Origin of the sequence: Novosphingobium sp., assembly GCF_032093395.1 — a bacterium.
Classification (GTDB): domain Bacteria; phylum Pseudomonadota; class Alphaproteobacteria; order Sphingomonadales; family Sphingomonadaceae; genus Novosphingobium.
Window position 1 is genome coordinate 43,109 of record NZ_DAMDBA010000014.1, and the last position, 12,359, is coordinate 55,467.

Sequence of the window (12,359 nt, forward strand, 5' to 3'; positions counted from 1 at the left end):
ACCCTCTACTGCAGCTTCTGCGGCAAGTCGCAGCACGAAGTGCGCAAGCTGATCGCGGGACCCACGGTCTTCATCTGCGACGAATGCGTCGAGCTTTGCAACGACATCATTCGCGAAGAGACCAAGGCCGGGATCGCGGGCAAGAAGGACGGCGGCGTGCCGTCTCCCCGCGAAATCTGCGAGACGCTGAACGACTACGTGATCGGGCAGGAACGCGCCAAGCGCGTTCTGTCAGTGGCGGTGCATAACCACTACAAGCGGCTGAAGCACAGCGGCAAGCAGGGCGACGTGGAGCTTTCCAAGTCGAACATCCTGCTCGTCGGTCCCACGGGTTCGGGCAAGACGCTGCTCGCGCAGACGCTCGCCAAGACCTTCGACGTGCCCTTCACCATGGCCGACGCCACCACCCTGACCGAAGCCGGTTACGTGGGCGAGGACGTGGAGAACATCATCCTCAAGCTGCTCCAGGCTTCCGACTACAACGTCGAGAAGGCGCAGCACGGCATCGTCTACATCGACGAGATCGACAAGATCAGCCGCAAGGCCGAGAACCCGTCGATCACGCGCGACGTTTCGGGCGAGGGCGTGCAGCAGGCGCTGCTGAAGCTGATGGAAGGCACCACCGCCTCGGTCCCGCCGCAGGGCGGCCGCAAGCACCCGCAGCAGGAATTCCTGCAGGTGGACACGACCAACATCCTGTTCATCTGCGGCGGCGCCTTCGCGGGTCTTGAGAAGATCATCGCCGACCGCCTCCAGAAGCGCTCGATCGGCTTCGGCGCGCATGTCGCCGATCCCGACAAGCGCCGCGTGGGCGAACTGCTGCAGAAGGCGGAGCCGGAAGATCTGCTCAAGTTCGGCCTGATCCCCGAATTCGTCGGCCGTCTGCCGGTGATCGCGACCCTCAACGATCTCGACATCGAGGCGTTGGTCAAGATCCTGCGCGAGCCCAAGAACGCGCTGATCAAGCAGTATGCCAAGCTGTTCGACCTGGAAGACGTGGAACTGACCTTCACGGACGACGCCCTCGAAGCGATCGCTCAGAAGGCCATCGACCGCAAGACGGGCGCGCGCGGCCTGCGTTCGATCGTGGAGGGCCTGCTGCTCGACACCATGTTCGACCTGCCGACCGAAGGCGATATCGCCGAAGTCGTCGTGGACAAGGACGTGGTCGAGGGCCGCAAGGAACCCGTCCGCGTTCTCAAGGGAGACAAAACGGAAGCTGCCGCCTGACGGCTGCCCGTTTTGGGTACAGGAAACAGGCCCGCCCGGTCATCCGGGCGGGCCTTTCCTTTGCGAGAATTCAGTCGTTCCCGATAGGGCGGGGCGGTCCCATGACCCCACCCTTGCCCGGCCCCATGCGGCCGCGCGGCCCTTGCGGAACCGGATCGCCCTTCCTGATCGTGCGGATGGTCACGCCATCGCGGGTAATCGCGGTGGATTGGGCTTGCGTGGCCCTCAGCAGCCAGCCTTTGCCGCCTTGAACCCAGGTGTCGTGCGATAGCGATCTCGTGCCGAAAACGTGCACCTTGCCGTCGCGGCCTTCGCGGGTATCGCTCGCGACTTGCTCCTGCACTACCTCGGCGGTCTTGCCGTCGACCGTGACCGATTGGAGCGTCGTTTCCGATTTGCGATCCGGATCCGCAGGGATCTTTGCCAGCCCCGCAATCAGCTCGTCAGCGGTCATTGTGTTGTTGCCGAGATCGGTACGAACGAAATCCGGAGCGAGCAGGGGCTTGATCCGAGCGCCTTCGCGGCTGTCCATCGCATCGTGCAATTGCTCGTAACGGGCTTCGATTTCGCTCCTGGTGTCGGCCCAGGCGATCCCCGGGGCGACCATGCAGGCCAAGGCTGCGCACATGAGCGCCATGCCGCGGCGTTTCGACGTTATTTCAACTTTCCGGTTCATCCTGGCCGCGTCCCATGTTGTGTCGCGAATGAAGGCTCATCACCCTCGAGCCTAGCGAGCGATCACGATGCCGCAATCACGATATTGTACGCGTTTGTCGCGCTCCTGCTTGGCAGCATGTGGGGCGATCCCCAGACTGCGCCGGGATGGGATGGCTGACGTTTGCGTACCAGGCGTTTGCTACCAGGGCTGGGCGAGGAAAAAGAACATGACGGAGCGCGTTGCCGTATCGCGGATCATTCACACGATCCATGCAACAACCGATATACATCGCTGCCGTGCGCTCTATCAGGATGCTCTTGGCGGCCTGGTGTTCGCGGAGAACTACTTTCCCGCCGAAGATCGCGACGCTGCGCTGCTCTATGTCACAGATCACATGGTGGAGCCGATGGCGCCCCGTCATCCCGAAGACCTGACCAAGCCTTTCGCCCGTCAGGCGGCGCGGATCGGTCAGGCGTTCCATTCGTTCGAAATCAAGGTGGCCGACGGGAAGGCCTCAAGCGAAGCGTTTCGGGCGGCGGGGTGTACCGTTGCCAGCGACTATGGCGTGTTCTTCTTCGTCCGCCCCGAATCCACCGGCGGCGTCCTGCTCGAAGTCTGCGAATTGAGCATGCCGAACGATCCTTGGGACCGGGGCAACTGGAATCCTCGCGGCGGAGCCGGGCACGCGGGACGCGTGACGGGGCTGAACCACATCGCCTGTGTCACCGCCGACATGGCTTCTGCCCTGCGCTTCTTCACCGAAGTGGTGGATGGCGAAATTCTGGCGGACGAGCGGGTTCTCGCCCCACAACCTGCGCGCCGCGTTCTGCTGCGAGTCGGGGACACGCAGGTTGCCTTCCTAGAGCCGGAGGATTCGGGCGAGGGGCCATTTGGCGCTTTCCTCGCCAGGGAGCAGAACGGGATATACGCGCTTGTCTGGAACGTGGACGATACCGATCGAGCGCGGGCCCATTTCGCGGAAAAGCTGGGCTTGCGTCTGACGAGCCCGCACTGCGCGACGTCAGGCCTGGCGATCGAGCCGGACGACTTTCTCGGCGCCCGGCATGAGTTCGTTCCCGGCTAGACTACATGTTCGCTCTCGAGCGCACAGGCAGATTCGGAATCGGTCTCTATCTGCACCGTTGGATGGCCGATGCCGAAGCGATGATCGAGTTCGTGAGCCAATTTGTGCAGGAACGCGTCGCCGCGTTCCGCGCCGGGCATGACGATGTGCGCGGTGAGCGCGGTTTCGGTCGTGCTCATGGGCCAGATGTGAAGATCGTGCACGCGCGTGACGCCCGGCAGCCCTTCCAGAAAGTGCCGGACGGCGGCGATGTCGATGCTTTCGGGCACAGCCATCATCCCCATCCGCAGCGATTCGCGTAGCAGTCCCCAACTGGACCAGGCGATCACGGCCGTGATGACGAGCGAAGCGATGGGATCGACCACTTGCCATCCGGTGAACAGGATGACGATCCCGGCAATGACCACGCCGGCGGAAACCGCGGCATCGGCAAGCAGGTGGACGAAGGCGGCGCGCAGGTTGAGGTCGGACTTGCTGCCTTTTGCGAAAAGCAGTGCGGAGAGCGCGTTGACGACGATACCGGCCGCAGCGACGAGGATCATGGTCGTGCCGGTAATGGGTGCGGGCTCGGCAAAGCGACGGATCGTCTCCACCAGGATGGCGCCGATCGCAACCCAAAGGAGCGCAGCGTTGGCGATAGCCGCGAGGATCGACGAACTTTTCAACCCATAAGTGAACCGACCGGAGGGCGCGCGCGCGGCCAATATGCTGGCGCCCCAGGCGAGCAGCAGCGACAGCACGTCGGAAAGGTTGTGGCCGGCGTCGGCGAGCAGCGCCATCGAACCGCTGAACAGGCCCGCCGCCGCTTCCACCGCAACGAAGGCGACGTTCAAACCTACCGCAATTGCGAAGGCCTTGCCCATGTTGCCCGAGGGTGGCGGACCGTGGTGGTGTCCATGCCCATGTCCGTGAGAATGCCCATGCGAATGGGCGTGAGAGTGGGGGGGGCGAGGGCCGCCACAGTCGTGGCCGTGATCATGATCGTGTGCGACGTGCATGACATTTTCATCGCATGCGCCGGACCTTAGCAGCAAGCTATGACGTATCATCTCATGCCCGCGGCTTTTTCCCACTGACTCACGGTAGTCGCGGCGCGTGACATTTATGCCTCAGTCAAAATTGTCATATTGGCGCGTAAACCGCAGAAATCCTGAGATAATCGATCCATATCCGAGCTGCGCGGCATTTTGAGTTAGAAAATTGCGCCGCCAAGATCGGAAATGAATCCCCGGCGTCAGAAGATTGTCATATTGCGCTGCTCTTAGCAGCCGCAGCAAACCTGCGGCGGGGCAACCTATTCCGCAATGGCACCACCACTCTGAAGGTTTCCAGGGGGCTAAGATGAAGTTTCAATCCATTCTCTCCACCGCGACCAGCACGCTCGCCGTAGGCGCCGCGTTCCTTGCCGTTCCCGCATTCGCCCAGTCGACCGGCGCGGTCGACTTCGAAGAAGGCACGATCGTCGTGACCGGCCAGACGCAGAGCGGCGTCGCCGGCGTCAAGCTGCCGAACACCTCTAAGGCCAAGCAGGTCCTGACGCAGGAGATCATCTCCTCGCAGGCACCTGGCCAGAGCGTCAACGACATCATCAATCTCGTTCCGGGCGTCAGCTTCCAGAACAACGATCCGTTCGGTTCGGCCGGCGGCACGCTGACCATCCGTGGCTTCGACGACGGTCGCATCTCGCAGACCTTCGACGGTATCCCGCTGAACGATACGGGCGGCTATTCGCTCTATTCGAACCAGCAGCTCGATCCCGAGCTGATCGAACAGGTCAACGTCAACCTCGGCACCACCGACGTCGACTCGCCGACCGCCGCAGCCACCGGTTCGACGGTCAACTACCGTACCCGCAATCCAACCGACGAGTTCGGCGCCCGCTTCCTGGCTTCGGCAGGCGATTTCAGCTTCTTCCGCGTGTTCGGTGAAGTTGACACCGGCGTGCTGAACTCGACCGGCACCAAGGCGTTCTTCGCCGCTTCGAAGGCCACCAACAACACCGTTTACGGCGGCATCGGCGAAATCGACAAGATGCAGCTGAACGCCAAGATCTATCAGCCGCTGGGCGACAATGGCGATTTCATCTCGATCGCCGGCCACTGGAACCGCAACCGCAACAACTTCTTCGGTTCGGCTCCGCTGCGTCTGGACGCCAACCGCACCGCCGGCACCTCTTCGGCAAACCGCTTCCCGATCACCAGGGACGAGCGCTTCAACGAGATCGCGCGCTGCACGATCCCTGCGGGCATCACCGGCACCGCCGATGCGGCCAGCAACTGTGGTTCGGACTACGAATACCGCTTCAACCCGTCGAACACCGGCAACATCCGCATCAATTCGAAGTTCACGCTCAGCGACAAGCTGACGCTGACCGTCGATCCGAGCATCCAGTACACCAAGGCCAATGGCGGCGGCACCTCGATCGCCAGCGAAGGTCTGTCCCCCCTCGGCTACAGCGGCTTCATCCAGGGCAGCAGCAGCGTGCCGCAGTACTTCGCCGGGATCGACCTTAACGGTGACGGCGATACGCTCGACCGCGTGCGCGTACTCTCGCCGAGCAACACCCAGACCTGGCGTATCGGCGTGATCGCCTCGCTCCGTTACGACTTCAACGATTACAACCGCGTCCGCGTGGCCTATTCGTATGACCGTGGTCGCCACCGCCAGACGGGTGAAGCCAGCCTCCTCCGCGCCAACGGCTTCGCAAGCGACGTGTTCTCCGACAATGCGATCATCGGCATCGACGGTAACACGCTGCAGAAGCGCGATCGTCTGTCCTACGCCATCCTGCACCAGGTTTCGGGCGAGTACAGCGGCGATTACGCGAACGACAAGCTGCACCTGAACGTTGGCCTGCGCATGCCGTTCTTCCGCCGCAACCTGACGAACAACTGCTCCACGTTCAATGCCAACGGCAACCTCGCTTGCTTCAACGGCAACGAAGCAGGACAGCTGGCCTATGCGACTGCAAACCCGACCGTTCAGGGCCCGCAGAACCGCGTGTTCAACTATAACCGTGCACTGCCCAGCGCCGGCCTCGTCTTCGACGTGACCGATAACGTCAGCGTTTTCGGCAACTATTCGAAGGGCCTGCAGGTTCCGGGCACGGACAATCTGTACCAGTCGTTCTTCTACGCTCCGGGCACCGACTCGGCGAAGCCCGATCCGGAAACCACCGACAACTTCGACCTCGGCGTCCGCTATTCTTCGGGCATCATCCAGGCATCGGTTTCGGCCTGGTACACGATCTACAACAACCGTCTGGCCTCGGCCTACGATCGTGAACTCGACTTCACGGTCTATCGTAACCTCGGTCGCGTGGACAAGTACGGCATCGACGGCAGCTTCGCCGTGAAGCCGATCCCCGAGTTCAGCCTGTACCTGTTCGGTTCGTACCTGAAGTCGGAAATCAAGGACAACGTTGAAATCGGCCAGACTGCAGCTGGTGTGCCGATCCTCGCGGACACCGCTGGAAAGCGTGAAGGTGGCGCGCCGGTCTACACCTTCGGTGCCCGTGCCGACGGCAACATCGGCCCGGTCATGCTGGGCGCGCAGGTCAAGCGCACCGGTCCGCGCTACGTGAACGACCAGAACCTGCCGATCGTGATCAGCGGCTCGCAGGTCTATGGTGCCAAGACCCCGGCTTACACCCTTGTCGACCTCGACGCGAAGGTGAAGCTCGACTTCCTGGGCCTTGGCGACAAGACCTTCCTGCAGCTCAACGTGCTGAACGTCTTCGACAAGCTCTATGTCGGCGGCTTCGACGGCACGGCAACCTCGACCGGCACGGTGCCGTTCGCTCAGATCGGTTCGCCGCGCACGTTCATCGGTTCGCTTAGCTTCGGCTTCTAAGAGCGCTTCCGATCACGGAAACAGAGAAGGGAGGAAGCGCAGGCTTCCTCCCTTTTTCTTTGCCCGTCATCCGCGCCGCGCCTAGTTTCGCATGGAGAGCAAACAGGAGCGCATCTATGGACCGAGAGCAGACGCCTTCGCAGCGCATCGACGGGCGTATCGCGGAACTCGGCGACTGGCGGGGAGAGATGCTGGCAAGGCTGCGCCGGGTGATCCTCGCGGCGGATCCCGAGGTGACCGAGGAGTGGAAGTGGCGCGGGGTGCCGGTCTGGTATCGCGGCGGCATGATCTGCACCGGCGAAACCTACAAGGCAGCGGTGAAGATGACTTTCGCCAAGGGGGCGGCGCTCGACGATCCGGCCCGCCTGTTCAACGCCAGCCTCGATGGCAACCAGCGCCGCGCCATCGATTTTCACGAGGGCGACGAGGTGGACGAGCCTGCGCTGACGGCACTGGTCCGCGCGGCGATTGCACTCAATCTCGCGAAGAAACCTTCGCTAAGCCGTCATTCGTAGACGCAGGAATCGAGCCCTTGCGTCTTCACCGTGGAGATGCGCGCGGCGATGGTGTTGCCGTAGCGGCGGGTAAAGCCCGAGGGGCTCTTGACGCTGCGGGTCTTGGGGCTGGGCAGGGCGGCGGCCATGCGTCCGGCTTCGGTCTTCGTCAGGTTCGAAGCCGACTTGCCCCAATAGCGCTGCGCACCGGCTTCGACGCCATAAGTGCCGATGCCGGTTTCCGCGACGTTCAGGTAGACTTCCATGATCCGCCGCTTGTCCCAAAGGTTTTCGATCAGGAACGTGAACCAGACTTCCAGGCCCTTGCGCAGATAGCGCGTCCAGCCATCGCCCTGCCAGAGGAAGACGTTCTTGGCGGTCTGCTGGCTGATCGTCGATCCGCCGCGCAGGCGTCCGCCGGCGGCATTGCGCTCGAAGGCCTTTTCGATAGCGTCGGTGTCGAACCCCTTGTGGGTGCAGAACTTGCCGTCCTCGGCGGCGATAGCGGCGGCGGCCATATTGCGGTCGATCCGGCTGAGCGGCTGCCAGTCCTTGGTGATACCGTTGCCGTCCACCAGCATCGTCACCGTCACCGGAGGGGGCACGAAGCGATAGAGCACGGTCAGCCCCACGCTGATCGCGACGAACCAGAAGACGGTCTTGGCAAGAATGCGCAGCAAAGGAATTGAGCCCCGTTGACGGTGACGGAAATGCGAAAGTGCGGCCGTCCGGCACCCTGACTAGCGATAACGGCAGCGGCGGAAAAGATGCCTGCGCATGGGGTTTCCACGGCGCGTTGCGAAAAATCAGTCGCGGGTGTCGAAATCGGAGCGCGCGGCGGCGACGTTTTCGAGATTGGCCTCGGCCCAGTGCCAGACGCTGCAAAAGGCCTCGCCCAGGCTATGTCCGAGCGGGGTGAGCCGGTAATCGACGTGGGGCGGGATGACCGGATGGACGGTGCGGTGGACGAAGCCGTCGCGTTCCATCTGGCGCAAGGTCTGGGTGAGCATCTTCTGGCTGATCCCCGGCACCGCGCGGGCGAGGGCGCTGAAACGGGTTTCGCCGTTTTCCTCCAGCGCCTCTAGCACCAGCAGCGTCCACTTGTCAGCCACGCGTCCGATCAATTCGTTGACGAGCGCATCGACGCCGGGCACGTTCGAGTAACGGGTAATGACCTGATTTTCCATTTCTCACTCATGGGTAACTACAGCACTTTCGGGTGCCTACTTTCCAAAAGAGAGTATCGGTTTACATTCCGTCTCGCAATCTCTTCTCACAGGAGCGAGTTCCATGAAGACCAGCGGCAACACCATTCTTCTCACTGGCGGCGGCACCGGCATCGGGCGCGAATTGGCGCAGCGCTGGCATGATGCCGGCAATGTGGTGATCGTCACCGGGCGTACGCTCGCCAGTCTGGAGGAAACCGCGGAAGGCCGGCACAATATCCATGCCGTCGCACTGGATGTTGCAAATCCGGCTGCCATTGCGGCCTTCGCCAGGGATATTCTCTCGCGCTTCCCGGCCCTCAACGTGCTGGTGAACAACGCCGGGATCATGCCGCTGGAGGACGTTTCCGTTTCGCGCGATCTCTCTCAGGCAGAGGCCTGCGTGACCACCAATCTGCTCGGACCGATCCGCATGACGGACGCCTTGATCGCGCATTTGCGTGGACAGAGCGATGCAGCGATCGTCAACGTCAGTTCCGGCCTGGCCTTCGTGCCGCTGGTAGGCGCGGCGGTTTATTCGGCAACCAAGGCGGCAATCCATTCCTGGACGGACTCGCTGCGCTTCGCCCTGAAAGACGTGGTCGAAGTGATCGAACTGGCGCCCCCGGCGGTTCAGACCGAACTTACGCCCGGCCAGTCCGCGCGAGAGGGTTATATGCCGCTCGATGACTTCATCGATGAAGTGATGGACCTGTTCGCCCGGCAACCGACGCCGGAGCTGATCGGCGTGGAACGCCTTGCGGTCCTGCGCAATGCCGAAGCGGAAGGGCGCTATGGGCAGACATTCGCAATGCTGAACGGTTCTGCTCACTGATCCTTTTTCGCACCGCCCGCGCTGGTCAGGAACAATTGCGAATGCTATGGATTGCCATGTTGCAATGCAGCATTCGTGAGCAAGCCCATGCCCAGCCTAATGCCCAGCAAACACAAGCCTCATAATCTCGATCTGGCGCTCCAGGGCGGCGGCGCGCACGGCGCCTTCACCTGGGGCGTGCTTGATGGATTGCTTCAGGAGCCGCGCCTTGCGGTGGGTGCGGTCAGCGGGGCGAGCGCGGGGGCCATGAATGCCGCCGTGCTGGTTTCGGGCCTCGTCAGCGACGGTCCTGAAGGCGCGCGGGAACGTTTGCGCTCGTTCTGGAAGGAACTGAACCGCTCGGGGCGCGAAGCAGGGCCGCTGATCCCGATGATCGAGGCTTTTCCGGAAACGTCCCGCGCCATGTCCTCGTGGTGGAACACCATGTTCGGAGACCTCGGCACGGCGCACGGTTCGCCGGAGATGGGGCGGGAATTGCAGGAGATCCTGCGCAAGGTCATCGAGGAACACGTCGACTTCGCGGCTATCGCCAGCGACGAGGCGCCGCCGCTGTTCATTTCCGCGACCAATGCGCAAAGCGGCACCGCCCGCATCTTCCACAAGCGCGACCTGACGACCGACGCCCTGCTCGCCTCAGCCTGCCTGCCGCTCTATTTTCCGCCGGTGACCATCGACGGCAAGGACTATTGGGACGGTGGCTACAGCGCCAATCCACCGCTCGTGCCGCTGGTGCTGGAAAGCGCCAACGACGACCTGCTGTTGATCACCGTCAACCCGCAGGCGCGCGACCAGACGCCACGCAATGCCGCCGCGATCGTCGACCGGATCACCGAGATCGGCTTCAACCAGTCCATGCGCAAGGAAATGCAGGGCCTGTTCCTGCTGCAATCCTCGATCGGACGCACGCGCGCAAAGGACGGGCTGATCGCGCAAGTCGAGCGTATGCGGTTTCACGAGATCCACGACGAGGCGACGCTGGGGGCGATGCCGGCCCAGAGCAAGCTGTTGCCGGTGCGGCACTTGCTGTTGACCTTGCACGATGCCGGCGAGGCGGCGGCCAAGCGCTGGTGCGAGGTCTCGATGGAGAGCCTTGGCAAGGAGAGCACCGTGGACCTGGCGAGCCGGTTCGGGCCGGGTTGATCGAACTTCGAAACGCCCTTTGCCTCAAACGCCCCGTCATCCTGAACTTGTTTAGCTTCGCTGGCCTTCGGCTCAGGATCCATTCCTGACCATCGACGGTCAGTCGTTCGGCACGATGGATCCTGAAACGAGTTCAGGATGACGGGGGTGGGAGGGCGCGAGGCTTGTCAGCCCCACGCCTTTCACCCGAAACTTTAGAGAATACCCGGCAAGTCCAGACCCTTCTCCCGCGCACAATCCTGCGCGATCTCATAGCCCGCATCGGCATGGCGCATCACACCGGTCGCCGGGTCGTTCCACAGCACGCGCTCCAGACGCCGCGCCGCCGCGTCGGTGCCGTCGGCGACGATCACCATGCCCGAATGCTGCGAATAGCCCATGCCGACGCCGCCGCCGTGGTGCAGCGACACCCAGGTCGCGCCGGAGGCGGTGTTGAGCAGGGCGTTGAGCAGCGGCCAGTCCGAAACCGCGTCCGAACCGTCGCGCATGGCTTCGGTCTCGCGGTTGGGAGAGGCGACGGAGCCGCTGTCGAGGTGGTCGCGGCCGATGACGACCGGGGCCTTGAGTTCGCCGTTCGCCACCATCTCGTTGAAGGCGAGGCCAAGCCGGTGGCGGTCACCCAGACCGACCCAGCAGATGCGCGCGGGCAGGCCTTGGAACTGGATCTTCTCCCGCGCCATGTCGAGCCAGTTGTGCAGGTGCGCGTGATCCGGCAGCAGTTCCTTCACTTTGGCGTCGGTCTTGTAGATGTCCTCTGGATCGCCGGAGAGCGCGGCCCAGCGGAACGGCCCGACGCCGCGGCAGAACAGTGGGCGGATATAGGCGGGAACGAAGCCGGGGAAGTCGAACGCGTTTTCGACGCCTTCGTTCTTGGCCATCTGGCGGATATTGTTGCCGTAGTCGGTGGTGGGCACACCCGCCGCCTGGAAGTCCAGCATGGCCTGCACGTGAACCGCCATCGAGGCTTTGGCCGCCTTGGCGACTGCTTCCGGCTCACGTTCGCGCCTTTCGATCCAGTCGGCGACGGTCCAGCCTGCGGGGAGGTAGCCGTTGACGGGATCGTGGGCGGAGGTCTGGTCGGTCAGCAGGTCCGGGCGAATGCCGCGCGCGAACATTTCCGGCAGCAGTTCCGCCGCGTTGCCGAGCAGGCCGACGGAGACCGGCTTCCTGTCGGCATTGGCCTTCTCGATGATCGCCATGGCTTCTTCGATCGTGCTGGCGGCGAGGTCGAGATAGCCGGTGCGCAGGCGCATTTCGATGCGGCTGGGCTGGCATTCGATGGCAAGGCAGGAAGCGCCCGCCATCACCGCCGCCAGCGGCTGGGCGCCGCCCATGCCCCCAAGGCCGGCGGTCAGCAGCCACTTGCCCGAAAGGTCGCCGCCATAATGCTGGCGGCCCATCTCGACGAACGTCTCGTACGTGCCTTGAACGATGCCCTGCGTGCCGATGTAGATCCACGAACCGGCGGTCATCTGGCCGTACATGGCAAGACCGCGCTTATCGAGTTCGTTGAAATGCTCCCAGTTCGCCCATTCCGGCACGAGGTTGGAATTGGCGATCAGCACGCGCGGCGCATCGGCATGGGTGCGGAACACGCCGACCGGCTTGCCGGACTGGACCAGCAGCGTCTCGTCCTCGTTCAGACGGCGCAGGGTCTCGACGATCTTGTCGTAGCTCTCCCAATCGCGCGCGGCGCGGCCGATGCCGCCATAGACCACCAGTTCCTCCGGGCGCTCGGCCACATCGGGATGGAGGTTGTTCATCAGCATGCGCAGCGGGGCTTCGGTGAGCCAGCTTTTCGCGGAAAGTTCGATGCCGGTCGCGGGCTTGATGACGCGGCTGTTGTCGAGGCGGGTCATGG

11 protein-coding genes are annotated in these 12,359 nt (G+C 63.2%); 6 read left to right on the forward strand and 5 right to left on the reverse strand.

What is annotated here, in order from left to right; all coding sequences use genetic code 11:
- On the forward strand, positions 1–1,230 hold a 1,230-nt coding region (gene clpX, locus RT424_RS07645), incomplete at its 5' end, for an ATP-dependent Clp protease ATP-binding subunit ClpX (RefSeq protein ID WP_313435903.1).
- A 70-nt stretch (positions 1,231–1,300) separates the two neighbouring features.
- On the opposite strand, the gene RT424_RS07650 is transcribed toward clpX, so the two are convergent.
- Positions 1,301–1,867: a nuclear transport factor 2 family protein gene (locus RT424_RS07650; protein WP_313435905.1), complete on the reverse strand. Its 567-nt coding sequence runs from the start codon at positions 1,865–1,867 to the stop codon at positions 1,301–1,303.
- A 247-nt stretch (positions 1,868–2,114) separates the two neighbouring features.
- Here RT424_RS07650 and RT424_RS07655 point away from each other — a divergent pair, with 247 nt between their 5' ends.
- Positions 2,115–2,972, forward strand: coding sequence for a VOC family protein (locus tag RT424_RS07655; protein WP_313435907.1), 858 nt, complete (start codon positions 2,115–2,117; stop codon positions 2,970–2,972).
- On the opposite strand, the gene RT424_RS07660 is transcribed toward RT424_RS07655, so the two are convergent.
- Positions 2,969–3,970 carry a cation diffusion facilitator family transporter gene (locus RT424_RS07660; RefSeq protein ID WP_313435909.1) on the reverse strand — a complete coding sequence of 334 codons (1,002 nt, stop codon included), beginning with the start codon at positions 3,968–3,970 and terminating at the stop codon, positions 2,969–2,971. The genes RT424_RS07655 and RT424_RS07660 overlap by 4 nt on opposite strands.
- 343 nt (positions 3,971–4,313) lie before the next feature.
- On the opposite strand from RT424_RS07660, the gene RT424_RS07665 reads away from it, so the two are divergent.
- The gene (locus RT424_RS07665; RefSeq protein ID WP_313435911.1) at positions 4,314–6,824 is read left to right on the forward strand and encodes a TonB-dependent receptor domain-containing protein; all 2,511 of its coding nucleotides are present in this window, start codon (positions 4,314–4,316) and stop codon (positions 6,822–6,824) included.
- A gap of 116 nt (positions 6,825–6,940) precedes the next feature.
- Complete coding sequence (locus RT424_RS07670; RefSeq protein ID WP_313435913.1) at positions 6,941–7,339, forward strand: DUF1801 domain-containing protein; 399 nt, start codon at positions 6,941–6,943, stop codon at positions 7,337–7,339.
- On the opposite strand, the gene mtgA is transcribed toward RT424_RS07670, so the two are convergent.
- Together mtgA and RT424_RS07680 are read right to left on the reverse strand one after the other, a co-directional pair.
- Positions 7,330–7,998 (reverse strand): monofunctional biosynthetic peptidoglycan transglycosylase, encoded by a 669-nt coding sequence (gene mtgA / locus RT424_RS07675; RefSeq protein WP_409521452.1) that lies wholly within the window; start codon positions 7,996–7,998, stop codon positions 7,330–7,332. The genes RT424_RS07670 and mtgA overlap by 10 nt on opposite strands.
- 126 nt (positions 7,999–8,124) lie before the next feature.
- The gene (locus tag RT424_RS07680; RefSeq protein ID WP_313435915.1) at positions 8,125–8,505 is read right to left on the reverse strand and encodes a helix-turn-helix domain-containing protein; all 381 of its coding nucleotides are present in this window, start codon (positions 8,503–8,505) and stop codon (positions 8,125–8,127) included.
- 103 nt (positions 8,506–8,608) lie between these two features.
- On the opposite strand from RT424_RS07680, the gene RT424_RS07685 reads away from it, so the two are divergent.
- Both RT424_RS07685 and RT424_RS07690 read left to right on the forward strand, forming a co-directional pair.
- Positions 8,609–9,358 (forward strand): SDR family NAD(P)-dependent oxidoreductase, encoded by a 750-nt coding sequence (locus tag RT424_RS07685; protein WP_313435917.1) that lies wholly within the window; start codon positions 8,609–8,611, stop codon positions 9,356–9,358.
- Between the two features lie 99 nt (positions 9,359–9,457).
- Positions 9,458–10,498 (forward strand): patatin-like phospholipase family protein, encoded by a 1,041-nt coding sequence (locus RT424_RS07690; protein ID WP_313435919.1) that lies wholly within the window; start codon positions 9,458–9,460, stop codon positions 10,496–10,498.
- A gap of 194 nt (positions 10,499–10,692) precedes the next feature.
- On the opposite strand, the gene hutU is transcribed toward RT424_RS07690, so the two are convergent.
- A complete protein-coding gene (gene hutU / locus RT424_RS07695) occupies positions 10,693–12,357 on the reverse strand; it encodes a urocanate hydratase (RefSeq protein WP_313435921.1) in 1,665 nt (554 codons plus the stop codon).
- Between the last annotated feature and the right edge of the window lie 2 nt (positions 12,358–12,359).

Coding starts and splice junctions, on each gene's coding strand:
- RT424_RS07655 (WP_313435907.1), top strand. CDS start 2,115: ATGACGGAGCGCGTTGCCGTATCGCGGATCATTCACACGATCCATGCA.
- hutU (WP_313435921.1), bottom strand. CDS start 12,357: ATGACCCGCCTCGACAACAGCCGCGTCATCAAGCCCGCGACCGGCATC.
- RT424_RS07690 (WP_313435919.1), top strand. CDS start 9,458: ATGCCCAGCAAACACAAGCCTCATAATCTCGATCTGGCGCTCCAGGGC.
- RT424_RS07650 (WP_313435905.1), bottom strand. CDS start 1,867: ATGGCGCTCATGTGCGCAGCCTTGGCCTGCATGGTCGCCCCGGGGATC.
- RT424_RS07670 (WP_313435913.1), top strand. CDS start 6,941: ATGGACCGAGAGCAGACGCCTTCGCAGCGCATCGACGGGCGTATCGCG.
- RT424_RS07665 (WP_313435911.1), top strand. CDS start 4,314: ATGAAGTTTCAATCCATTCTCTCCACCGCGACCAGCACGCTCGCCGTA.
- RT424_RS07685 (WP_313435917.1), top strand. CDS start 8,609: ATGAAGACCAGCGGCAACACCATTCTTCTCACTGGCGGCGGCACCGGC.
- RT424_RS07660 (WP_313435909.1), bottom strand. CDS start 3,970: ATGCACGTCGCACACGATCATGATCACGGCCACGACTGTGGCGGCCCT.
- RT424_RS07680 (WP_313435915.1), bottom strand. CDS start 8,505: ATGGAAAATCAGGTCATTACCCGTTACTCGAACGTGCCCGGCGTCGAT.